Origin of the sequence: Pseudomonas antarctica, assembly GCF_001647715.1 — a bacterium.
In the GTDB taxonomy this organism is placed as follows: Bacteria; Pseudomonadota; Gammaproteobacteria; order Pseudomonadales; family Pseudomonadaceae; genus Aquipseudomonas; species Aquipseudomonas antarctica_A.
Genome location: NZ_CP015600.1, coordinates 5181678 through 5203449 on the forward strand (window position 1 = coordinate 5181678; position 21772 = coordinate 5203449).

The following is a 21772-nucleotide window of genomic DNA, read 5'->3' on the forward strand; positions in this document are numbered from 1 at the left end:
CCCGTCCATGAAGCCGACTCGTCTGCTGCTGATCTGGCTCGGCGTACTGCTGGGTTTGAACACCCTGCTGGGTGCCGCTGCGGCCTTACAATTCAAGGTGCCCGACACCCTGTATTCGGTGGCTTGGGGCCTGCTGCTTGCGCTGTTTCTACTGGCGCTGCTGGACGCCTTGCGCTTAAGCCGCCTGCCGTGTGCTCGCGTGCGGCGGCAGATGCCAGGTAGCCTGGCCCTGGGTCGTTGGGGCGAGGTGCGTCTGACGCTCGAACACGATTACCCACAGCCGCTGACGGTACAGGTATTCGACCATGCGCCTGACGGCCTGAGCATGGAGAATATGCCCCAATCCATCGAACTGCGCCCCGGTCTAAGCAGCGAACTGGGCTATCGCCTGCGCCCCTTACGACGCGGGCACTTCAGTTTCAGCCGTTGTGAGATTCACCTGCCCAGCCCCTTGGGGCTCTGGTCCGCGAGGCGTCTGGTTGAGGCCCGCGATACGACCCGTGTTTATCCGGACTTCGCCCATCTGTATGGCGCACAGTTATTGGGGGTCGACAATTGGTTGAGCCAACTGGGCATACGTCAACGCCAGCGGCGAGGGCTGGGGCTGGAGTTTCATCAGTTACGCGAGTTTCACGAAGGCGACAGCCTGCGGCAGATCGACTGGAAAGCCACCGCGCGCCAGCGCACGCCAATCGCCCGGGAATATCAGGACGAGCGCGACCAGCAAATTGTGTTCATGCTTGATTGTGGCCGGCGCATGCGCAGCCAGGACGCAGAACTCTCTCACTTCGATCACGCCCTCAATGCGTGTTTGCTGCTCAGCTATGTCGCCTTGCGCCAAGGCGACGCGGTGGGGCTATGCACTTTTGCCTGTGACCAGCCCCGCTACCTGGCGCCCGTCAAGGGCACCGGCCAACTGAACCTGTTGCTCAATGCCGTATACGACCTCGACACCACCCGCCGCACCGCCGACTACCAAGCCGCCGCCAGCCAGTTACTGGCCCGACAAAAACGCAGGGCGCTCGTCATTGTGGTCACCAATCTACGGGATGAAGACGATGAAGAACTGCTGACGGCGGTTAAACGCATCGGTCGGCAACACCGGGTACTGGTCGCCAGCCTGCGGGAAGACGTGCTCGACCAACTGCGCCAATCCCCCGTGCAAACTTTGCCCGAAGCGCTGGCCTACAGCGGCACCATCGACTACCTCAATAAAAGAAACGATCTGCATGAGCGCTTGAGCGCGCACGGCTTGTCGGTACTGGATACGCTGCCCTCAGGGCTTGGAGCGGCCTTGGTGACGCGTTATTTGGGCTGGAAAAAAGCGGGCGTATTGTGAAACATGCGCACGACCACGGCCTGGTTAATCACACCCAGGCCGGGGCGACAGCGCGCAATGTCTAGGCGGAAGCCTGCAAAGGATCAAAACTGAAGTAATGCCACAGGGCATTGATCAATTGCTCATATGCCTCGGGCGCTTCGACCACACTGAACCCTGAGTCATAGTGTTGCGGGTTGACGTCTTCATGGCTCCATAAGCAGGTTGCGGTGAGGTCAATTGCCTGGAAATCACCGTCAGCTGTAGGAATTTTCAAACGCAGCTCAAACGCCACGTCGACCATCATGGGTAATTGGCTGATCAACATCAGCCCGTCTTTGGACACGTTACCCAAGTAGCCAATAGGCTTGTCCGTAAGCCGGTTGAACACTTTCAGGAAACATGACAACTGGTGCCGCTCAATCCGTCGGTCGGTAAACATGTTGAAATCGCCATCCATTGGCCATGAGTCTGGCCGCGCCAGTGATTCGGAACGGGCGATAGGGCCCGCTCTCCCTGGGGATCAGCGCGACTACAGCATGCGCTTTGTCGCTCTACAGCTGCCAACCCCAAGCATTCCATTCGTTTGAACATAACCTTGTACAAACGAACACTCAAAGAATAGCTCAAGACTGGCGCCGGGCGAGCTATAGAATGACAAATATCATCAAAGTGACGCCGGGCGTGGTTGCGCAACGCTCGCGCCGGAGTAATGTCCCAGTTGCTGCAGGGTGTCGAGCCGGGCACGGGCACGGTAGGCGTACTCGCTGGACGGGTACTGATTGATGATGAACTGGTAGGTTTGCACCGCATCGACAAACAATTTTTGCCGTTCCAGGCATTGCCCGCGCAACATCGAGACTTCCGGTTGCACATAGCGACGGGTACGGCTCTCGCGGTCTACCTGGGACAACTCCAGGGTAACGCGCTCGCAATCACCCACCCCATAGGCACGGTAAGCATTGTTCAAATGATGGTCCATCGACCAGCGGGTACAGCCGACGACACTGACGGCCAAGGCAGCAATGAGCAAAATTCGCATGGGGTTCTCCTGTCTTGTGCAGTGTATCGACCCCTCGTCGAAAATCTTCAAGGATGTTCGTCTATTCGATTGGAGCGAAAACAAGCGAATCATCGATAAGTAGTGCAAACGAACAATGACTACAACCAAAGAGCATAGTAGCCTTCCCCAGCGCTTGAACTCAGGAGTCTGTGCATGTCCGTCCGTCGTACCAAAATCGTCGCCACCCTTGGCCCGGCCAGTAACTCGCCGGAAGTCCTCGAACAGCTGATTCTGGCTGGTTTGGACGTTGCCCGTCTGAACTTCTCCCACGGCACCCCGGACGAGCACAAGGCTCGCGCCAAGCTGGTGCGTGACTTGGCCGCCAAGCACGGCCGCTTCGTGGCATTGCTGGGTGACCTGCAAGGCCCGAAAATCCGTATCGCCAAATTCGCCAACAAGCGAATCGAACTGAAGATCGGTGACAAGTTCACCTTCTCCACCAGCCATTCGCTGACCGAAGGCAACCAGGACGTCGTAGGTATCGACTACCCGGACCTGGTCAAGGATTGCGGTGTCGGTGACGAACTGCTGCTGGACGACGGTCGCGTGGTCATGCGCGTCGACACAGCGACCCCCACCGAACTGAACTGCACCGTGATCATCGGTGGTCCGCTGTCCGACCACAAAGGCATCAACCGCCGCGGCGGTGGCCTGACGGCGCCAGCCCTGACTGAAAAAGACAAGGCCGACATCAAGCTCGCCGCCGAAATGGAAGTGGACTACCTCGCTGTGTCCTTCCCGCGCGACGCCGCCGACATGGAATACGCCCGTAAACTGCGCGACGAAGCCGGCGGCACCGCTTGGCTGGTGGCGAAGATCGAACGCGCCGAAGCCGTGGCCAATGACGAAACCCTCGACGGCCTGATCAAAGCGTCCGACGCAGTCATGGTTGCCCGTGGTGACCTGGGCGTGGAAATCGGTGACGCCGAGCTGATCGGTATTCAGAAGAAGATCATCCTGCACGCACGCCGCCACAATAAAGCGGTGATCGTGGCGACCCAGATGATGGAGTCGATGATCCAGAACCCGATGCCAACTCGTGCCGAAGTGTCTGACGTGGCCAACGCCGTGCTCGACTACACCGACGCCGTGATGCTCTCGGCTGAAAGTGCTGCCGGCCCGTACCCGCTCGAAGCCGTCCAGGCCATGGCGCGTATCTGCGTCGGTGCCGAAAAGCACCCGACCAGCAAGACCTCCAGCCACCGTATCGGCAAAGTGTTCGAAAGCTGCGACCAGAGCATCGCGCTGGCAGCCATGTACACCGCCAACCACTTCCCGGGCGTTAAAGCGATCATCGCCTTGACCGAAAGTGGCTACACGCCGTTGATCATGTCGCGCATCCGTTCCTCGATCCCGATCTACGCGTTCTCCCCGCACCGCGAAACCCAGGCCCGCGCGGCCATGTTCCGTGGCGTGTACACCGTCCCGTTTGACCCGGCATCCCTGCCGCCAAACCAAGTCAGCCAGGCGGCTATCGACGAACTGCTTAAACGTGGCGTTGTGGAAAAAGGCGACTGGGTCATCCTGACCAAGGGCGACAGCTACCACACCATCGGCGGCACCAACGGCATGAAAATCCTGCACGTTGGCGACCCAATGGTCTGAGTGACACGCTGAAAAACAAAAGCCCCGCCATGTGAATGGCGGGGCTTTTTGCATTTCAAGGCAGGGTGACGGGTTAAATTAGAGGGCCTCATCGCAGGCAAGCCAGCTCTCACATTTTACTGCGTACACCCTGAAGGAACTCGGTCGAATGTGGGAGCGGGCTTGCTCGCGAATACGTCGGCCCCGTCAACGCACATTCATCGCCGAGAAATAAAGGCCGACAACGCCGCAATCGCTTCCGGCGATTTCAAGCGCTGAGTAAACAACGCGCCCTCTTCCTCGATCACTTGCCGCAACTGCTCGCGATCAACACTTTTCATCAGGTGTTTGCTGACCTGCACCGCCCCTGGCGCCAGGGTTTCAAAGCGCTCGGCAATCTCTCGCGCTTTGGCCAACGCCGCTTTGCCGCTGCCCAACGCCTCGGTCGCAATCCCCCATGCCGCCGCCTGCTCGCCCGTAAAACCTTCGCCTAGCAGCAACAATTCTGCCGCTTTCGCATGCCCCAACAGACGCGGCAGGATCAGACTTGAGCCAAACTCGGGGCACAACCCCAAATTAACGAATGGCATGCGCAAGCGTGCATCGCGACTGATATACACCAGGTCGCAATGCAGCAGCAGGGTCGTGCCGATACCGACTGCCGCGCCCGCTACAGCGGCAATGACCGGTTTGCGGCAGTTGAGCAGGCTTTTCATGAAGTGGAACGGTGGGCTGTCGAGGTCACTGGGCGGCTGTTCGAGGAAGTCGGCAATATCGTTGCCGGCCGTGAAGCAGTCGCTACTGCCCTGGATCAACACGGCACTGACGCCTGAGTCAGCATCAGCCTGTTCCAGCGCCTCGGCCAGTTGCGTGTACATGGCGCGCGTCAGGGCGTTTTTCTTGTCGGGACGATTGAGCTGCAAGGTCAGCAGCCCGCGTTCGCGTTGCAGCAGGATGGCGTCAGTCATGGCGAATCTCGCGGCTGTAGAATTCAGCGCTCAACCACGAGGCAGGAACACATCGGCCAGCAGTTGATTGCGCGGCAGCCCGGCCAGGAACAGGCGCTTGGAAAACGCCTCTACGCTGACGGGGTGCCCGCAGAGTAAGGCCAGAGTTTGCCGCGAAACAAGCCGCAGTTGCGCCAATACCGGGTCCAGCTCAGCCGAGGTCCACAGCTCAACCGTCAGGTTCGGATGCTGCGCAGCCAGCTGCGCGAGGGGCTCAGCCAAGTAATGCGCCTCGCCATCATGGGCCAGGTGAATCACGCGAATAGCGCCCTGATGATCCTGGCGCAACGCCTCACGCAACACACCCCACAAAGGGCCCAGGCCCGTGCCGGACGCCAACAGCCATAGCGGCCGCGATTGCCAGTCGGGATCGTAGTGCAATGCCCCTCCCCTTAACTCGCCCAACTGCAACACGTCGCCTACCTGCAACTGCCGGGCGATATCGCTGAACTGGCCGGGCTGACGGCAATCGAGATGAAACTCCAGAAATGCATCTTCCTGGGGCAAGCTCGCCAACGAATACGGACGCGCCACCTGCCCCGCCCACACCACCAGATGCTGGCCGGCCCGGTAGCGAAGGCCACGCTCCGGTTGCAGGCGCAGGCGCAGCACATTCACATTCAACCAATCAACACCCACCACCTTGGCCGGCAAACCGTCACGCAGCGGGTCAAACGCGTCGACCTGCACATCTGCGATGACCTGGCACTGGCAGGCCAACCGCCAGCCATCCTGGCGTTGCGCCGGGGTAAGGGCATCGGGTTGCTTGTCCTCGACCTCACCCCGGCACCGCACCAGACACGCATGGCAACTGCCCGCCCGGCAACTGTAAGGCACAGCCACACCCGCCGTATTCAAGGCATCCAGCAGGTTGCTGCCGGTGGCGACCGACCAGTGGCGTTCGCCGACACGCAGTTCAGGCATATAAGGTCTCAATCAGAAGGGGCTGCGTACAGGGAATCACGCCCGACACAGTTTGACCATAGTCGGGTGTATCGGCCACCGCGCCGGGTTATACTGCCGCGCCTTTTTAGCGTCGCGCCTGCAGCACTCGGCGTGCCTTGGAAAGGTGACTTCAGCCGACCGATGTACCCCACTGAAGCCACCTTTATTGAATGTTCCCGTCTTATAGAGGAGCGCGACTCATGACCGTGATCAAGCAAGACGACCTGATTCAGAGCGTTGCCGACGCCCTGCAATTCATTTCCTACTACCACCCCGTTGACTTCATTCAGGCGATGCACGAAGCCTACCTGCGCGAAGAATCCCCGGCAGCCCGTGACTCCATCGCGCAGATCCTGATCAACTCGCGCATGTGTGCCACCGGCCATCGCCCGATCTGCCAGGACACCGGTATCGTCACCGTATTTGTACGTGTAGGCATGGACGTGCGCTGGGATGGCGCCACGATGAGCCTGGACGACATGATCAACCAAGGTGTGCGCCAGGCCTACAACCTGCCGGAAAACGTCCTGCGCGCATCCATCCTGGCCGACCCGGCTGGCGCGCGTAAAAACACCAAGGACAACACCCCTGCAGTCATCCACTACTCCATCGTCCCGGGTAACACCGTGGAAGTGGACGTGGCCGCTAAAGGTGGTGGTTCCGAGAACAAGTCGAAAATGGCCATGCTCAACCCGTCCGACTCGATCGTCGACTGGGTGCTCAAGACCGTTCCGACCATGGGCGCCGGCTGGTGCCCACCGGGCATGCTGGGCATCGGCATCGGCGGCACCGCCGAGAAAGCCGCCGTGATGGCCAAGGAAGTGTTGATGGAATCCATCGACATCCACGAGCTGAAAAAGCGCGGCCCGCAGAACCGTATCGAAGAGATGCGCCTGGAGCTGTTCGAGAAGGTCAACCAACTGGGCATCGGTGCCCAGGGCCTGGGTGGCCTGACCACCGTGCTCGACGTAAAAATCATGGACTACCCGACCCACGCAGCCTCGCTGCCGGTGTGCATGATCCCCAACTGCGCCGCCACCCGTCACGCGCACTTCGTGCTCGACGGTTCGGGCCCGGCGTCGCTGGAAGCGCCACCGCTGGACGCTTACCCGGAAATCGTCTGGGAAGCCGGCCCGTCGGCCCGTCGCGTCAACCTCGACACCCTGACCCCGGAAGACGTGCAGAGCTGGAAGCCGGGCGAAACCGTCTTGCTCAACGGCAAGATGCTCACCGGCCGCGACGCTGCGCACAAGCGCATGGTCGAGATGCTCAACAAGGGTGAAACCTTGCCGGTGGACCTCAAGGGTCGCTTCATCTACTACGTCGGCCCGGTTGATCCGGTGCGCGAAGAAGTGGTTGGCCCGGCAGGCCCGACCACCGCGACGCGGATGGACAAGTTCACCCGTCAGATCCTCGAGCAAACCGGCCTGCTGGGCATGATCGGCAAATCCGAGCGCGGCCCGACCGCCATCGAAGCGATCAAGGACCACAAAGCCGTGTACCTGATGGCCGTTGGCGGCGCGGCTTACCTGGTGGCGCAAGCCATCAAGAAGTCGCGCGTGGTCGCGTTTGCCGAACTGGGCATGGAAGCGATCTACGAGTTCGACGTGAAAGACATGCCGGTCACCGTAGCGGTGGACAGCAAGGGCGAATCCGTCCACATCACCGGTCCTGCCATCTGGCAGAAAAAGATCAGTGAAAGCCTGGCGGTAGAGGTGCAGTAAGCACTTCCCTCGCAAGGATAAAGGCGACTGCGGCCCCATGGCCCAGTCGCCTTTTTTATGACTGGCAATGTTGCAATGACAAACTCGGTCATGTGGGAGCTGGCTTGCCTGCGATGCAGGCACATCGGTTTTTCAGTGACCCCGAGGTGATGCCATCGCAGGCAAGCCAGCTCCCACACAAGCCTGCATGCCACAAGATCCAAGCAGCCCATGCTATGGTGCTCACCCCTTACTGTGCCTGCCCATCACCGTATGATCGTGATCCCACGCCCCCTGCGCCTGACCTTCTACTCACTGTTGATCATCGCCGGTGCGGTGCTGGCCGCCGCCTTGGCCACCCGCCATGCCGAGCGCCAGGCCCTGGTGGATGACGCCGCTCGCGCCAACCAACAGCTGGCGCTGTACGCCAACTCCCTGCACACCCTGATCGAACGCTACCGCGCCCTGCCCGCCGTACTGGCACTGGACTCGGAAATGATCAGCGCCTTGAAAGGCCCGCTGGATGCCACCACCCAGGACCTGCTTAACCGCAAGCTGGCGCGCATCAACGGTGCCGCGCAATCCTCCACCTTGGAGCTGATGGACCGCACCGGCCTGGCCGTGGCGGCCAGTAACTGGAACCTGCCCAGCAGTTATGTCGGGCACAACTATGCGTTTCGGCCTTATTTCAGCCAGACCCTGAGCCAGGGCACCGGGCGTTTTTATGCAGTAGGGGTAACCACAGGCATTCCGGGCTACTTCCTCTCCAGCGCGGTGGTCGATGAACACGAACAGTTCCTCGGCGCTATGGTGGTGAAGCTGGAGTTTCCCGAACTCGAACGCGAATGGGCCCAAGGCAATGACCTGCTGCTGGTCAGCGACGCGCGCGGCATCGTGTTTATCGCCAATCAACCGGGCTGGCGTTACCGCAACTTGCGTCCGTTGTCGGCCAGCGACCTCACTGAACTCAAAGCCACCCGCCAATACGACAAAAAACAACTGCGGCCGCTGGACACCCAGACGTTGCAGCGCTTCGACGAGAACAGCCACCTGATGCGCGTCAACGGCCCCGACGGCAGCGCCAACTACATCTGGGAATCCCTGCCGCTGAAGGCCGAAGGCTGGACCTTGCACCTGTTGCGCAAGCCGCAGTTCGCCTTTGAAGACCAACGCAATGCCGGGCTTGCGGCTGCCGGCTCCTGGCTGGCGCTGGTGTTCCTGGTGCTGTTCCTGACTCAACGCTGGCGCCTGGCCCGCTTGCGCCAACGCAGCCGCGAAGAGCTCGAACAGCTTGTCGAGGAGCGCACTCAGGCCCTGCGCACGGCGCAAGATGGCCTGGTGCAATCAGCCAAGCTGGCGGCACTGGGGCAGATGTCCGCCGCCCTCGCCCATGAAATCAACCAGCCACTGACCGCCCAGCGCATGCAGTTGGCGACCTTGCGGCTGCTGCTGGACCATGGCCGCGTGGACGATGCCTACAAGGCGCTCACCCCGCTGGACGACATGCTCACGCGCATGGCCGCACTCACCGGCCACCTCAAGACGTTCGCCCGTAAAAGCCCCAGCGGCCTGCGCGAAAGGTTGGACCTGGCGACAGTCGTCGACCAATCCTTGCACCTGCTCGACGCGCGGTTGCGCGATGAAGCCATCGGCGTGGTGCTGGACCTGACCCGCCCTGCCTGGGTCCGCGGCGATGCTATCCGCCTGGAGCAGGTACTGATCAATCTGTTGCGCAACGCCCTCGACGCCATGGCGGACAAACCGCGCAAACGCCTGGAAATCCGCCTGCACGCCGACCAGCAACTCTGGCAATTGACCGTCAGTGACAGCGGCGGCGGGATTGCCGAAGAGCACTTGAACAGTGTCTTCGATCCGTTCTTTACGACCAAACCCGTGGGGGATGGGCTCGGCCTCGGGCTGGCGGTTTCCTATGCCATCGTGCACGAACTCGGCGGGCGCCTGCTCGCCGGCAACCGTGGCGACGGTGCGGTGTTTACCCTGACCTTGCCGATTGTGCTGGAGACGCCTGAGCTATGTTGAACGCGGTGATTGTGGTCGATGACGAAGCCAGCATTCGCACGGCCGTCGAGCAATGGCTGAGCCTGTCGGGGTTTGACGTGCAGTTGTTCAGTCGCGCTGAAGAATGCCTGGCGCAATTGCCCAAGGATTTCCCCGGGGTGATCTTGAGCGACGTGCGCATGCCGGGGCTCAGCGGCCTGGAGCTGTTGGCCGAAGTGCAACGACGCGATGCCGACTTGCCGGTGATATTGCTCACCGGCCATGGCGACGTGCCGATGGCGGTGGAAGCCATGCGCGACGGTGCCTACGACTTTCTGGAAAAACCCTTCAGCCCGGATGCCTTGCTCAACAGCCTGCGCCGCGCGCTGGACAAGCGCGGGCTGATCCTGGAAAACCGCCGCCTGCATCAACAGGCCGACCATCGGGCGCAGCTGGAATCCAGCCTGCTGGGCGTGTCCCGGAGTTTGCAGAACCTGCGGCGCCAGGTACTTGATCTGGCCAGCTTGCCCGTCAACGTGTTGATTCGTGGCGAGACCGGCAGCGGCAAGGAATTGGTCGCCCGCTGCCTGCATGATTTTGGCCCGCGCGCGAAAAAGCCGTTTGTCGCGCTCAATTGCGCAGCGATCCCCGAGCAGTTGTTTGAGGCCGAGCTGTTCGGCCACGAAAGCGGCGCGTTCACCGGCGCCCAGGGCAGGCGCATCGGCAAGCTGGAGTACGCCCATGGCGGCACACTGTTTCTCGATGAAATCGAAAGCATGCCACTGGCCCAGCAGGTGAAACTGTTGCGCGTGTTGCAGGAACAGAAACTCGAGCGTCTGGGTTCGAATCAAAGTATTCACGTGGACTTGCGCATCATCGCCGCCACCAAGCCCGACTTGCTCGAAGAGGCCCGCGCCGGGCGTTTTCGCGAAGATTTGGCCTACCGACTGAACGTCGCGCAACTGCGCCTGCCGCCGTTGCGCGAGCGCCGTGAAGATATTCCACTACTGTTCGAGCACTTTGCACACAGCGCCGCCGAGCGCCTGGGCCGCAGCGCAGAACCCTTGAGCGGCGCGAAACTGGGGCGCCTGCTCAGCCATGACTGGCCGGGCAATGTGCGTGAGTTGGCCAACGTCGCCGAACGCCAGGTGCTGGGCCTTGGCGAACCGGAGCCGGAAGGTATCGAAGCGGGGCAATCCCTGGCAGCGCAGCAGGAAGCCTTCGAGGCTCATTGCCTGAAAGCGGCGCTGGTACGGCACAAAGGCGATATCAAGGCGGTGCTGGCCGAGTTGCAACTGCCGCGTCGAACCCTCAATGAAAAGATGCAGCGGCATGGGTTAGTGCGGGATACGTTTCTGTAGGCTGAATTTTTTATTGCCTGGCAGGACGCCTTCGCGAGCAAGCCCGCTCCCCCATTCGACCGCATCCCTCCAGTTGGAATGGGATCGAATGTCGGAGCGGGCTTGCTCGCGAAGGGGCCAGTAGCCATAAGCGGATTTCCGCTCATCACCCTCAAACCATCAGCGACTTTCCGCTCAGAAAATTCTTCAAACCCTTCTAAACCGGGCCTTCATCTACTTGGCACAGCTCCTGCTATAGCCCGAACCAGGCAGCGTTCGCGCCGCTCCACAAAAACAATTAGATGAAGGATCCTTCAATGGATAACTCCAACACCTTGCCTCTGGGGTCGGCGGCTGCGCCGGCAAAAGAACGCAGTACGTCCAGCCGGATCAAATCGATCTTCAGCGGCTCCGTCGGCAACATGGTCGAGTGGTATGACTGGTACGTCTACGCCGCCTTCTCGCTGTACTTCGCCAAAGCCTTCTTCCCCGCCGGTTCTTCCACCGCCCAGTTGATGAACACCGCCGCCATCTTTGCCGTGGGCTTCATCATGCGCCCGATCGGTGGCTGGCTGATGGGCCTCTACGCCGACTACAAGGGCCGCAAGGCCGCACTGATGGCCTCGGTATTGCTGATGTGCTTCGGCTCGCTGCTGATCGCATTGACCCCGGGCTACGACACCATCGGCATCGGCGCACCGATCATGCTGGTGTTCGCACGCTTGCTGCAAGGCCTGTCGGTCGGCGGCGAGTACGGCACCTCGGCCACCTACTTGAGTGAAATGGCGACCAAGGAACGTCGCGGTTTCTTCTCCAGCTTCCAGTACGTGACCCTGATCTCCGGCCAGCTCATCGCCCTGGCCGTATTGATCATTCTGCAACAAACCCTGACCACCGAGCAGCTGTATGCCTGGGGCTGGCGCATCCCGTTCGCCATCGGCGCCTTGTGCGCAGTGGTCGCGCTGTTCTTGCGTCGCGGCATGGAAGAAACCGAGTCGTTCACCAAAAAGGAAAAGGCCAAGGAAAGCGCGATGCGCACCTTGATGCGCCACCCCAAGGAAGTGTTGACCGTGGTCGGCCTGACCATGGGCGGCACCCTGGCGTTCTACACCTACACCACCTACATGCAGAAATACCTGGTGAATACCGTCGGCATGAGCATCTCCGACTCCACCACCATTTCAGCCGCCACGCTGTTTCTGTTCATGTGCCTGCAACCCCTGGTCGGCGGGCTGTCCGACAAAGTCGGCCGGCGGCCGATCCTGATCGCGTTCGGTATCCTCGGCACGCTGTTCACCGTGCCGATCCTCACCACCCTGCACACCATCCAAAGCTGGTGGGGCGCGTTCTTTCTGATCATGGCAGCGCTGATCATTGTCAGCGGCTACACCTCGATCAATGCGGTGGTAAAAGCCGAGCTGTTCCCTACGGAAATCCGCGCCCTGGGCGTGGGCCTGCCGTATGCACTGACCGTTTCGATTTTCGGCGGCACCGCTGAATACATCGCACTGTGGTTCAAGAGCATTAGCATGGAGACCGGTTACTACTGGTATGTGACCGCGTGTATCGCGGTGTCGCTGGTGGTCTACGTGACCATGAAAGACACCCGCAAGCATTCGCGGATTACCACGGACTAAAGGCTGGGCGCAGTAAAAAATGTGGGAGCGGGATTGCTCGCGAACGCGGTGGATCAGTCAGTATGTCCGTTGACTGAAACCCTGCATTCGCGAGCAAGCCCGCTCCCACATTTCGTTGCGTAGGGTTTCTTAAACAGTGTCAGGTCAGCTCTACGGACTGCTGACGACCATACCGGCGCTGCGCATACGACGCCCCGGCAATCATCACCACCAGTACCGCCGCCAACACCGCCGATGAACCGATGGTGCCGAAATCCAGCCCACCCTTTTCATGAGGTTTGGTGAGGAAGTCGCCCAGGGTCGCACCAAACGGCCGGGTCAATACAAACGCCACCCAGAACAACAGCACCGAGGAGATTTTGGTGAAGTATTTGAGTGCCACTACCACCGCAATAGCCGAGCCGATCAGCAAAGCGCCGCCAGCGAAACCCAACCCGGAATCATCCGCGAGGAAGTCGCCCAACGCGGTGCCCAAGGTGTTCGAGAACAGAATCGCCATCCAATAAAACAGTTCGCCCCGAAAAGTCTGGACCTTGTTCACGTTCAGCGAATCACCGCTGACATGCCACAGGGCAAAGATGATCATCAGGATCGCGATCAGGATCATCGAGCCCGTCGCATAGCCAAGGCCCAGGGTACGGTCCATGAAATCCGACATCGTGGTGCCCGCCGTGCTGGTGGACAGAATCACGATCCAGTACAGCACCGGGTTGTAGGTTTTCGACCAGAGCTGTGTCACCAGGGTGACGAGAAACACACTGATCAGGATCATCGAGCTGATGGCGTACCCGACATTCAGGGTCATCGACAGCAAATCCCCGGCGGTTTCGCCCAGGGTCGTTGCGCAGATTTTCATGACCCAGAACGCCAGGGTGATCTGAGGAAGTTTGTTCATGGTGCAGAAGGCTCCGAAGCTCAGTCTTTCAATGGGCCGACTTAGAGGGGTGTCGACCTGGCGCGCAGACTGAACGTGGCGCTGTGAAAAATAGGTGGGCACTAAATGAAAATTCCATACAGCCGATGGAAATTCGCCGCCATGAATTGCAGTATGGCGCCTTCACCGAACCCAACAGCAGGAACCCCGGCCATGTCTGACGATATCCATTTTTACGAACCCGCCAATGGCCACGGCCTGCCACACGACCCGTTCAATGCCATCGTCGGCCCACGGCCCATCGGCTGGATTTCCTCCCACGACAGCGAAGGCCGTCTGAACCTGGCGCCCTACAGTTTCTTCAATGCGTTCAACTACATCCCGCCGATCATTGGGTTTTCCAGCGTCGGGCGCAAAGACAGCCTGAACAACATCGAGCAGACCGGCGAGTTTGTGTGGAACCTGGCCACCCGCCCGCTGGCCGAGCAGATGAACCAGAGTTGCGCAGCGGTAGCGCCGCAGGTGAATGAGTTCGAACTGTCCGGCCTGACGCCGGTGGCCTCGAAAATCGTCGGCGTGCCGCGTGTGGGCGAGAGCCCGGTGTCGTTCGAATGCAAGGTGACGCAGATTATTCAGCTGCAGCGCGCCGACAAGCAGTTGGTGCCAAGCTGGCTGGTGCTCGGCGAGGTCGTTGCCGTGCACATCGCCAAGTGGCTGCTCAAGGATGGGATTTACGACACCGCCGCCGCCGAGCCGATATTGCGTGGCGGTGGCCCGGCGGATTACTTCCAGTTGGGGCCGGAGGCACTGTTCAAGATGTATCGTCCAGGCGCCACTGCGCGCTGATTGGAATGCAATAAAAATGTGGGAGCGGGCTTGCTCGCGAAAGCGGTGGATCAGTCAATATTTCCAGTGACTGACGCTCTGCATTCGCGAGCAAGCCCGCTCCCACATTTGGATCGGCGGTGTTGTTTAGTTGGCGGCTGTTGACCAGGTCAACTGACCCTCTTCGTCCACATCCACCAGCCGCACCAATTGCGCGGCAGCCGCATCGTCGGCGTCGTCAGCGGTCTTGAACGTTTGTCCATCAAGGACCTTGTGAAAGCGCGGTGCGCCCATGCCATCCAGTGCCTTGACGGCAATGGCAGCGCTGTAGCCACCCTCTTCTTCTCGCACCAAGGCGGAAACGGCTTCGTGGTGGGCAAACTCTTTACGTGCCATGTTGCAAGTCCTGGCCAATGGGAAAGTCGGCCATTCTAAAGCACTAACCGGCCAGTTGCAGGTACTCGCCGTAGGCATGCGCAGCGGATGCCTCGGTAAAGGTCTGGAAGTCCATGCTGCGCACGACCATGTCGTTCAACAGCTCGGTAAAGATCATCAGGGCCGGCGAACTGAAGTAGGCGCTCATCGCCTGCTCGCTGCTCCAGAAGCCAGAGACCAGCCATACATCGGGATCGACCTGGGAATGCTGCAATGAAAACTGCAGGCAACCCTGAGCCTGACGGCCCGGTTCGATCAAACTGCTCAAGCGTGCACCGAGTTCGGTGCTGCACCCGGTACGGGCGCGGATAAAGGCCATATGGCTCGCGGGAATGGGGGTGGACATGTTCGACTCTCCCGTTGAGAAGTGATGCTCGGCAAACACTGTGAGGGCGTGTTGCCACAGGATCAAAGATAGCGGCGCAGGTGTGGGCGTGGTTAGTCAATTCCTGCAGGCTTATTGCACAATCCTGCGAGAAGCGTAGATAAGACGTTTGGCACCCGGCATTTATTCCATGCACAGGCTCAGTGTTTCAAGCAGATGACAGGCATCGCGCTTGCCTGATTCACGACGTATCGCAGGATCAGGCAAGGATTGTGCAGAATTGACGTAACACTTTTTGAAACGTCACCGCTAAGCTGAGCCCATCAAAGAAGCTTGTAGAGGACACTCCATGTCGTCGCCGGAACATACGTCCATTCCCCTCGATGCCGAGACGGAAAAACAGCGCGTCGAACTCGCCAGCATCGTGCACCGACATACTTGGGAAGATGGCTCCTACGGCACGGCGATCACCTCGTTGTTCCTGAACCGCCACAACACACCGCGCGACTTCATGCCGGTGCTGGTCGAACCGGCCCTGTGCATCCTTGCCAGTGGCAGTAAGGAAGTGCGCCTGGCAGACGAGATTTTTGCCTACGACCCCCTCAACTATTTGGTGTTTTCGGTCGCAATGCCGGTGGCCGGCCGGATCATCGACGCGACGCCGCAAGACCCTAACCTGTCGGTGCGGATCAATATCGACCCGGCGCAACTGACCGCGTTGATTGCCGAGGCCGGCCCGATGGGCGTGCCATCGCGTCCGACTTCTCGCGGCATGTACGTCGACCGCATCGACGCCCAGTTGCTGGACGCCGTGCTGCGCCTGACGCGCTTACTGGACACCCCCAAAGACATCGCGATGCTCGCACCGTTGATCAACCGCGAAATCCTCTACCGGTTGCTGCGTGGTCCGCAAGGCTACCGACTGTATGAAATTGCCGTGGCCAACAGTCAGAGCCATCGTGTGAGCCAGGCGATCAAGTGGCTGAACGGCAACTATGAGCAGCCGCTGCGTATTGATGACCTCGCCAAGGAAGTGAACCTCAGTGTCTCGACCTTGCACCACCGCTTCAAGGCGATCACCGCCATGAGCCCGTTGCAATACCAGAAGCAGTTGCGTTTGCAGGAGGCGCGGCGGTTGATGATCGCCGAAGGGCTGGAGGCCTCGGCAGCGGCGTATCGGGTGGGGTATGAAAGCCCGTCACAATTCAGCCGGGAATACAGCCGGTTGTTTGGGGCGCCACCGCTGAGAGATTTGGCCCGGTTGCGCCAAAGCATCTGACCCACTGCAATTAATATTGTGGGAGCTGGCTTGCCTGCGATGGCGGTGTATCCGTTAATCATGCACTGGCTGGCCCGCCGCTATCGCAGGCAAGCCAGCTCCCACATTTGATCGGTGATGTTTTTTAGTCCAGGGTTCGAGGCAACTGTAGCGTCACCCGCAAACCACCCTCGCGCAGGTTCTGCAAACTCACTTCGCCGCCATGGCTGTGGGCGATGTTACGTGCGATACCCAAGCCCAGGCCATAACCCTGCTGCTGGCCGGCCAAACGAAAATGCGGTTCAAACACTTGCTCCAGCCGCTGCTCCGGCACGCCTGGCCCCTCGTCATCAACGTGCAGGATGAATTCCGCGCCATCGTCCTCGATATGCAAGTGGGCGTTCTGCCCGTACTTCAACGCGTTATCGATCAGGTTGCCGATGCAGCGTTTAAGCGCCAGCGGCTTGCCCGGGTAGGGTGCCAGGGCGCGGCCTTGCTGGGTGATGCGGCCATTACCGTTGGGCGCCAGGTACGGTTCTACCAGGCAATCGAGCACGTGATTGAGGTCGACCGGTTCGATGTTTTCATGGATATCGGTGTCTTTCACGCATTGCAGCGCGCCCTTGACCAACAACTCCAGCTCATCCAGGTCACGGCCGAATTTGTTTTGCAGGTTCTCGTCTTCAAGCAGTTCCACACGCAGGCGCAGGCGCGTGATCGGCGTGCGCAAATCGTGGGATATTGCACTGAATAATTGGCTGCGCTCGGTCAGGTAGCGGCTGATGCGTTCACGCATGGCATTGAATGCACGGCCCACTTCCACCACTTCACTGCCGCCGCCTTCGGCCACCGGCTCCACATCCGCGCCCAGGGACATGTCGCGTGCCGCCCGTGCCAGGCGCTTGAGCGGCCGGCTCTGCCAGTGCACCAGCAGGCCGATAAACAACAACAAAAAGCCGCTGGTCAACACGATGAACCACACCTGCTGCGAAGGCAGGCCTTGTTCTTCAAGGCTGGTGTAGGGTTCGGGCAACAGCGAGGCAATGTACAACCACTCGCCCGGCGCAAGCTGGATCTGAGTGACCAACACGGGCGGGTTGACCGGTTCGAGCGTCAGCGCGTAATGCGCCCAGGAGCGCGGCAGTTCATCGAGCTTCAAGCCGGCATTGAAAATACGCAGGTCCTCGGCGCTGACGAATTCCACCGAAATATGCACGTCGCTGCCCAGGGTCTGGCGCAGCACTTCGTCCACCGCTTGCAACACCGCCTGCTTGCGCGGGGTCTGCGGCAATATCTGCATATCCAGCGGGCGATCGTTGAGCGTCACCACAAAGCGGGTGCCACCCATGCTGCGCAGTTGATCAAGCACTAACGGGCGGTAGGCCACTGGCAACGAGCGGAAATAACTCACGCTGGCCGTCATCGAATGCGCCAGGCTGCGGGCGCTGGTGACCAGGCCTTCGAGCTGGGTGGCGCGCAGTTGCGAGACCCAGATCACGCTGGACAGCGCCTGGGCGAACAGCACCGCAAGCAAGGTCAGCAGCAACATCCGCCCCAACAGTGAGCGCGGTACCGGGAAGCGCCGGCGACGCTCGGTCAACGGCTCAGTGGGCATTGCCGGCAACCACGCTGGCTGCCAGTTGATAACCGCTGCCGCGCACGGTGCGGATCAGCCTTGGAGGTTTTTCGGTATCGCGCAGGCGTTGGCGAAGGCGGCTGACGGCCATGTCGACGATACGGTCCAGCGGCATCAGGTCGCGGCCACGGGTGGCGTTGCCGATGGTGTCGCGGTCGAGAATTTGTTGAGGGTGGTCGAGAAACAATTTAAGCAGGGCAAAGTCGGCGCCGGAGAGAATCACCTCTTCACCGTCAACGTGAAACAGGCGATGGCTGATCATGTCCAAGCGCCATTCATCGAACACCCACACATCGCCGCCGATGCTGCGTTCCTGGCCAAACTGGGCACGCCGCAGCAGGGCTTTGATCCGCGCTTGCAGCTCACGAGGGCTGAAGGGTTTGCCGATGTAGTCGTCGGCGCCCAGCTCCAGGCCGATCACACGGTCGGCTTCGTCGGAACTGGCGGTGAGCATGATGATCGGCACCTGCGCCTGGCGCGGGTGCTGGCGAATCCAGCGGCAGAGGCTGAAACCGTCTTCGTCCGGCAACATCACATCGAGGATGACCAGGTCGCACGGCGCCTCGTTCATCGCCTGGCGGAACCCCGCGCCATCCGGCACGCCACGCACCTGGAAGCCGGCGCGACTGAGGTAGGTTTGCAGCAATTCGCGGATTTCCTGGTCGTCGTCGACGAGGAGAATCGATTTACTGATTACGCTCACGGGGTCCTCCTTGTTGTTATGGCCAAGCTTAAGTCATTTGTTGCCCTTGAGGCCCTATCGCGGGCAAGCCCGCTCCCACATTTGGAATGCATTTCAAAATGTGGGAGCGGGCTTGCTCGCGAAGAGGCCATCAGTACCTATGCAAAAGCTTGCTCCAGCGCCACTCCCGCCCCGGTCAACCCGGAATACGGCGCAGTCACCAGCCACACCGGAATACCGTTGAAGTAATCGCTCATGCAGCCTTTGTCGCGAAAACTCTTGGCAAAGCCGCTGTTGATAAAGAAGTCGGCAAACCGCGGTATCACCCCGCCCACGATGTACACGCCACCGCGTCCACCGGTGGTCAACACGTTGTTACCCGCCACGCGGCCCAGCCAGATGCTGAACTGGTTCAACACTTCAATCGCTACCGGGTCGCCGGCCAGGCCAGCCGCGGTAATGGCTTCCGGCGTGTCCAGCTTCGGCGTGTGCCCATCGACTGCACAAATGGCGCGGTACACACGCGGCAGGCCGCCACCGCTCAAGGCCGTTTCGGCGCTGACATGGCCGATCTCATTGTAGATGTGCTGCCACAGCTGGGTTTCACGCGGGCTGCTCAGCGGCAGGTCGACATGACCGCCCTCCCCCGGCAGCGCCGCCCAGCGACCTTCGCCAAAATCCAGCAAGGTGCCAACGCCCAGGCCAGTGCCCGGGCCGATGACCACAGCAGGGCGCAACGGCTCCGGCGTGCCTTCGCAGACCACACGGAATTCGTCGGGCTTGAGGCGAGTCATGCCCAGGGCCATCGCCGTGAAGTCATTGACCAGCAGCAGCTCATCCACCTGCAAGGTTTTGCAAAATGCAGTTTTGCTCAGGCGCCAGTGATTGTTGGTGAATTTAAATTCATCGCCACTCACCGGCCCGGCGACCGACAGGCACACCGCACCGATGTCCCCGCTTTCCAGGCCCTCTTCCTTGAGGTAGACCTTGATGGCCTCCTCAGGGCTCTGGTGATCCGCAGTGGCATGCACGCGGATCGAATGCAGTTCCTGATCCCGCCACAACGCAAAACGGGCGTTGGTACCACCAATATCACCGACCAGCGCAAGCTTCACTTAAGCGTCTCCAAGGCAGAGGTAAAGGCGCTGGCGCCTTGCTCTGCGGAGCTTGCGGCCATGCGCATAAATGCAAACAGTTCGCGACCGGCCCCCACGTTATTGCCCAACAGGCCCGTGGCAGGCGTGCGCGCTGCAAATTCTTCGGCGTCCACCTTAAGCTCCAGGGTGCCCTTCACGCCATCGACGCGAATGATATCGCCATCTTGGACCCGTGCCAGTGGCCCGCCGCTCTGAGCTTCGGGGTTGACATGAATCGCGGCGGGGATCTTACCCGACGCGCCGGACATACGCCCGTCTGTTACCAACGCCACTTTGAAACCACGGTCCTGCAACACGCCGAGGAACGGCGTCATTTTGTGCAGTTCCGGCATGCCGTTGGAGCGCGGGCCCTGGAAGCGCATTACCGCGACAAAGTCTTTTTCCAGTTGGCCGGCCTTGAACGCGTCGGCCAAATCCTGCTGATCCTGGAACACCACCGCCGGGGCTTCGACGATCTGGTGCTCCGGCGCCACGGCGGAGACTTTCATCACGCCGCGACCAAGGTTGCCTTCCATCACGCGCAGGCCGCCTTCCGGCGAAAACGCGCGGGCCACGGGGCGCAGGATGGTTTCGTCGAGGCTTTCGATCGGGCCGTCGCGCCAGATCAGCTCGCCGTCGACCAAGAACGGCTCCTGGGTGTAACGGCTCAGGCCCTTGCCGGCCACGGTGTTGACATCTTCGTGCAGCAAGCCGGCTTCAAGCAGTTCGCGGATCAGGAACGACATGCCGCCCGCTGCCTGGAAGTGGTTGATGTCAGCCTTGCCGTTTGGATACACGTGGGACAGGGTCGGTACCACCTCGGAGAGGTCGGCCATGTCCTGCCAGGTGAGGATGATGCCTGCCGACATGGCGATCGCCGGCATGTGCAGGGTGTGGTTGGTGGAACCGCCGGTGGCATTGAGCGCCACGATGGAGTTGACGATGGATTTCTCGTCGACGATCTCGCCGATCGGCGTGAAGCTGCCACTGGCCTTGGTCAGGCGGGTGACCTGGTGCGCGGCTTCGCGGGTCAGCGCATCACGCAGCGGCGTGTACGGGTTGACGAACGAGGCGCCCGGCAAGTGCAGGCCCATGACTTCCATCAGCAACTGGTTGGTGTTGGCGGTGCCGTAGAAGGTGCAGGTGCCGGGGCTGTGGTAGGACTTCATCTCCGATTCGAGCAGCTCTTCGCGGGTGGCCTTGCCTTCGGCATAGCGCTGGCGCACATCGGCTTTCTGCTTGTTGGAAATGCCCGACGGCATGGGGCCGCCCGGTACGAAGATCATCGGCAGATGACCGTAGCGCAACGCGCCCATCATCAGGCCCGGCACGATCTTGTCGCAGATGCCCAGCATCAGCGCCGCATCGAACATGTTGTGGGACAACGCTACCGCCGTGGACATCGCGATGACTTCACGGCTGAGCAGGCTCAGCTCCATGCCGGGCTCACCTTGGGTCACGCCATCGCACATGGCAGGCGTGCCACCGGCAAACTGGCCGACCGAGCCGACTTCGCGCAGGGCTTTCTTGATGTGTTCAGGGAAGTGTTCGTAAGGCTGGTGCGCCGAGAGCATGTCGTTATATGAAGAAACAATTGCCACGTTGGCGGCATTCATCATGCGCAGACTATTTTTATCTTCAGTGCCGCAGCCGGCGACGCCGTGGGCAAAGTTGGCGCATTGCAGCTTACCGCGCATCGGGCCGTCGCTGGCGGCGCCGCGAATGAGCGCAAGGTAAGCCTCGCGGGTTGCACGACTGCGGGCGATAAGCCGTTCGGTGACCTCAATAACGCGGGGATGCATGTGTAGAACTCCAGGCTAACGGATGTGGCGACCTGCGTTCCTATGCTGATCAAACGCCCGCAGCTCATGGGATGGCAGGGTGTCGTTTGAATCATCGGACCAGTTGATTCAGGTCACTCGTTGTAGATTGAACAAAATATTGCCACTAAAAAGGCTTGTTTTCTATTTTTATGCGAATAATCTTGTAATTCTTACAACAAATCG

At 60.5% G+C, this 21772-nt stretch carries 19 protein-coding genes; 8 read left to right on the top strand and 11 right to left on the bottom strand.

The genetic code is table 11. From position 1 onward, the window contains the following. Positions 1–7 precede the first annotated feature (7 nt). Positions 8–1339 carry a DUF58 domain-containing protein gene (locus A7J50_RS23520; protein ID WP_064453950.1) on the top strand — a complete coding sequence of 444 codons (1332 nt, stop codon included), beginning with the start codon at positions 8–10 and terminating at the stop codon, positions 1337–1339. A 61-nt stretch (positions 1340–1400) separates the two neighbouring features. On the opposite strand, the gene A7J50_RS23525 is transcribed toward A7J50_RS23520, so the two are convergent. Further along, positions 1401–1760 (bottom strand): PilZ domain-containing protein, encoded by a 360-nt coding sequence (locus A7J50_RS23525; protein ID WP_064455007.1) that lies wholly within the window; start codon positions 1758–1760, stop codon positions 1401–1403. Positions 1761–1985: 225 nt separating this feature from the next. Then, positions 1986–2360, bottom strand: coding sequence for a tetratricopeptide repeat protein (locus A7J50_RS23530; RefSeq protein WP_017139782.1), 375 nt, complete (start codon positions 2358–2360; stop codon positions 1986–1988). Positions 2361–2534: 174 nt separating this feature from the next. Between A7J50_RS23530 and pyk the strand changes: the two genes are divergently transcribed. Continuing rightward, positions 2535–3986 carry a pyruvate kinase gene (pyk, locus tag A7J50_RS23535; protein WP_064453951.1) on the top strand — a complete coding sequence of 484 codons (1452 nt, stop codon included), beginning with the start codon at positions 2535–2537 and terminating at the stop codon, positions 3984–3986. Between the two features lie 197 nt (positions 3987–4183). On the opposite strand, the gene A7J50_RS23540 is transcribed toward pyk, so the two are convergent. Both A7J50_RS23540 and A7J50_RS23545 read right to left on the bottom strand, forming a co-directional pair. After that, positions 4184–4933: an enoyl-CoA hydratase-related protein gene (locus tag A7J50_RS23540; protein ID WP_064453952.1), complete on the bottom strand. Its 750-nt coding sequence runs from the start codon at positions 4931–4933 to the stop codon at positions 4184–4186. Between the two features lie 30 nt (positions 4934–4963). Then, positions 4964–5896 (bottom strand): iron-sulfur-binding ferredoxin reductase, encoded by a 933-nt coding sequence (locus tag A7J50_RS23545; protein WP_064453953.1) that lies wholly within the window; start codon positions 5894–5896, stop codon positions 4964–4966. A 221-nt stretch (positions 5897–6117) separates the two neighbouring features. Between A7J50_RS23545 and A7J50_RS23550 the strand changes: the two genes are divergently transcribed. The 4 genes from A7J50_RS23550 (at position 6118) to A7J50_RS23565 (ending at position 12595) form a co-directional block, all read left to right on the top strand. Continuing rightward, positions 6118–7641, top strand: a complete 1524-nt coding sequence (locus A7J50_RS23550) for a fumarate hydratase (protein WP_064453954.1) — start codon at positions 6118–6120, stop codon at positions 7639–7641. Between the two features lie 252 nt (positions 7642–7893). Beyond that, on the top strand, positions 7894–9660 hold the full coding sequence (locus A7J50_RS23555) for an ATP-binding protein (RefSeq protein WP_064453955.1): 1767 nt from the start codon (positions 7894–7896) through the stop codon (positions 9658–9660). Then, positions 9654–10979, top strand: coding sequence for a sigma-54-dependent transcriptional regulator (locus A7J50_RS23560; protein WP_064453956.1), 1326 nt, complete (start codon positions 9654–9656; stop codon positions 10977–10979). The genes A7J50_RS23555 and A7J50_RS23560 overlap by 7 nt, the downstream gene beginning before the upstream one ends. A gap of 296 nt (positions 10980–11275) precedes the next feature. Next, the gene (locus A7J50_RS23565; protein ID WP_064453957.1) at positions 11276–12595 is read left to right on the top strand and encodes an MFS transporter; all 1320 of its coding nucleotides are present in this window, start codon (positions 11276–11278) and stop codon (positions 12593–12595) included. A 139-nt stretch (positions 12596–12734) separates the two neighbouring features. Here the strand turns inward: A7J50_RS23565 and A7J50_RS23570 are convergent, their stop codons facing one another. Continuing rightward, the gene (locus A7J50_RS23570) at positions 12735–13490 is read right to left on the bottom strand and encodes a hypothetical protein (protein WP_064453958.1); all 756 of its coding nucleotides are present in this window, start codon (positions 13488–13490) and stop codon (positions 12735–12737) included. 192 nt (positions 13491–13682) lie between these two features. Between A7J50_RS23570 and A7J50_RS23575 the strand changes: the two genes are divergently transcribed. After that, on the top strand, positions 13683–14315 hold the full coding sequence (locus A7J50_RS23575; protein ID WP_064453959.1) for a flavin reductase family protein: 633 nt from the start codon (positions 13683–13685) through the stop codon (positions 14313–14315). Positions 14316–14441: 126 nt separating this feature from the next. Here the strand turns inward: A7J50_RS23575 and A7J50_RS23580 are convergent, their stop codons facing one another. Then, positions 14442–14690 carry a hypothetical protein gene (locus A7J50_RS23580; protein WP_064453960.1) on the bottom strand — a complete coding sequence of 83 codons (249 nt, stop codon included), beginning with the start codon at positions 14688–14690 and terminating at the stop codon, positions 14442–14444. 43 nt (positions 14691–14733) lie between these two features. Then, positions 14734–15075: an antibiotic biosynthesis monooxygenase family protein gene (locus tag A7J50_RS23585; RefSeq protein WP_064453961.1), complete on the bottom strand. Its 342-nt coding sequence runs from the start codon at positions 15073–15075 to the stop codon at positions 14734–14736. A 328-nt stretch (positions 15076–15403) separates the two neighbouring features. On the opposite strand from A7J50_RS23585, the gene A7J50_RS23590 reads away from it, so the two are divergent. Beyond that, on the top strand, positions 15404–16333 hold the full coding sequence (locus tag A7J50_RS23590; protein ID WP_064453962.1) for an AraC family transcriptional regulator: 930 nt from the start codon (positions 15404–15406) through the stop codon (positions 16331–16333). Between the two features lie 124 nt (positions 16334–16457). Here A7J50_RS23590 and A7J50_RS23595 read toward each other — a convergent pair whose 3' ends face one another. From A7J50_RS23595 to edd, 4 genes are all read right to left on the bottom strand, one after another. Beyond that, positions 16458–17927, bottom strand: coding sequence for an ATP-binding protein (locus A7J50_RS23595; RefSeq protein WP_064453963.1), 1470 nt, complete (start codon positions 17925–17927; stop codon positions 16458–16460). Then, entirely contained in the window at positions 17917–18651 is a 735-nt protein-coding gene (locus A7J50_RS23600) for a response regulator (RefSeq protein WP_053257795.1), read from the bottom strand. Before A7J50_RS23600 ends, A7J50_RS23595 begins: the two co-directional genes overlap by 11 nt. A 137-nt stretch (positions 18652–18788) precedes the next feature. Then, positions 18789–19745, bottom strand: a complete 957-nt coding sequence (locus A7J50_RS23605) for a glucokinase (protein ID WP_064453964.1) — start codon at positions 19743–19745, stop codon at positions 18789–18791. After that, a complete protein-coding gene (edd, locus tag A7J50_RS23610; RefSeq protein ID WP_064453965.1) occupies positions 19742–21568 on the bottom strand; it encodes a phosphogluconate dehydratase in 1827 nt (608 codons plus the stop codon). Before edd ends, A7J50_RS23605 begins: the two co-directional genes overlap by 4 nt. Between the last annotated feature and the right edge of the window lie 204 nt (positions 21569–21772).

What these genes read in the sequence shown, in the direction of transcription:
- A7J50_RS23520 (WP_064453950.1), top strand. Translation starts at nt 8, where the DNA reads ATGAAGCCGACTCGTCTGCTGCTGATCTGGCTCGGCGTACTGCTGGGT.
- A7J50_RS23585 (WP_064453961.1), bottom strand. Translation starts at nt 15,075, where the DNA reads ATGTCCACCCCCATTCCCGCGAGCCATATGGCCTTTATCCGCGCCCGT.
- A7J50_RS23565 (WP_064453957.1), top strand. Translation starts at nt 11,276, where the DNA reads ATGGATAACTCCAACACCTTGCCTCTGGGGTCGGCGGCTGCGCCGGCA.
- A7J50_RS23595 (WP_064453963.1), bottom strand. Translation starts at nt 17,927, where the DNA reads ATGCCCACTGAGCCGTTGACCGAGCGTCGCCGGCGCTTCCCGGTACCG.
- A7J50_RS23555 (WP_064453955.1), top strand. Translation starts at nt 7,894, where the DNA reads ATGATCGTGATCCCACGCCCCCTGCGCCTGACCTTCTACTCACTGTTG.
- A7J50_RS23545 (WP_064453953.1), bottom strand. Translation starts at nt 5,896, where the DNA reads ATGCCTGAACTGCGTGTCGGCGAACGCCACTGGTCGGTCGCCACCGGC.
- A7J50_RS23590 (WP_064453962.1), top strand. Translation starts at nt 15,404, where the DNA reads ATGTCGTCGCCGGAACATACGTCCATTCCCCTCGATGCCGAGACGGAA.
- A7J50_RS23560 (WP_064453956.1), top strand. Translation starts at nt 9,654, where the DNA reads ATGTTGAACGCGGTGATTGTGGTCGATGACGAAGCCAGCATTCGCACG.
- edd (WP_064453965.1), bottom strand. Translation starts at nt 21,568, where the DNA reads ATGCATCCCCGCGTTATTGAGGTCACCGAACGGCTTATCGCCCGCAGT.
- pyk (WP_064453951.1), top strand. Translation starts at nt 2,535, where the DNA reads ATGTCCGTCCGTCGTACCAAAATCGTCGCCACCCTTGGCCCGGCCAGT.
- A7J50_RS23575 (WP_064453959.1), top strand. Translation starts at nt 13,683, where the DNA reads ATGTCTGACGATATCCATTTTTACGAACCCGCCAATGGCCACGGCCTG.
- A7J50_RS23580 (WP_064453960.1), bottom strand. Translation starts at nt 14,690, where the DNA reads ATGGCACGTAAAGAGTTTGCCCACCACGAAGCCGTTTCCGCCTTGGTG.
- A7J50_RS23570 (WP_064453958.1), bottom strand. Translation starts at nt 13,490, where the DNA reads ATGAACAAACTTCCTCAGATCACCCTGGCGTTCTGGGTCATGAAAATC.
- A7J50_RS23525 (WP_064455007.1), bottom strand. Translation starts at nt 1,760, where the DNA reads ATGTTTACCGACCGACGGATTGAGCGGCACCAGTTGTCATGTTTCCTG.
- A7J50_RS23550 (WP_064453954.1), top strand. Translation starts at nt 6,118, where the DNA reads ATGACCGTGATCAAGCAAGACGACCTGATTCAGAGCGTTGCCGACGCC.
- A7J50_RS23530 (WP_017139782.1), bottom strand. Translation starts at nt 2,360, where the DNA reads ATGCGAATTTTGCTCATTGCTGCCTTGGCCGTCAGTGTCGTCGGCTGT.
- A7J50_RS23540 (WP_064453952.1), bottom strand. Translation starts at nt 4,933, where the DNA reads ATGACTGACGCCATCCTGCTGCAACGCGAACGCGGGCTGCTGACCTTG.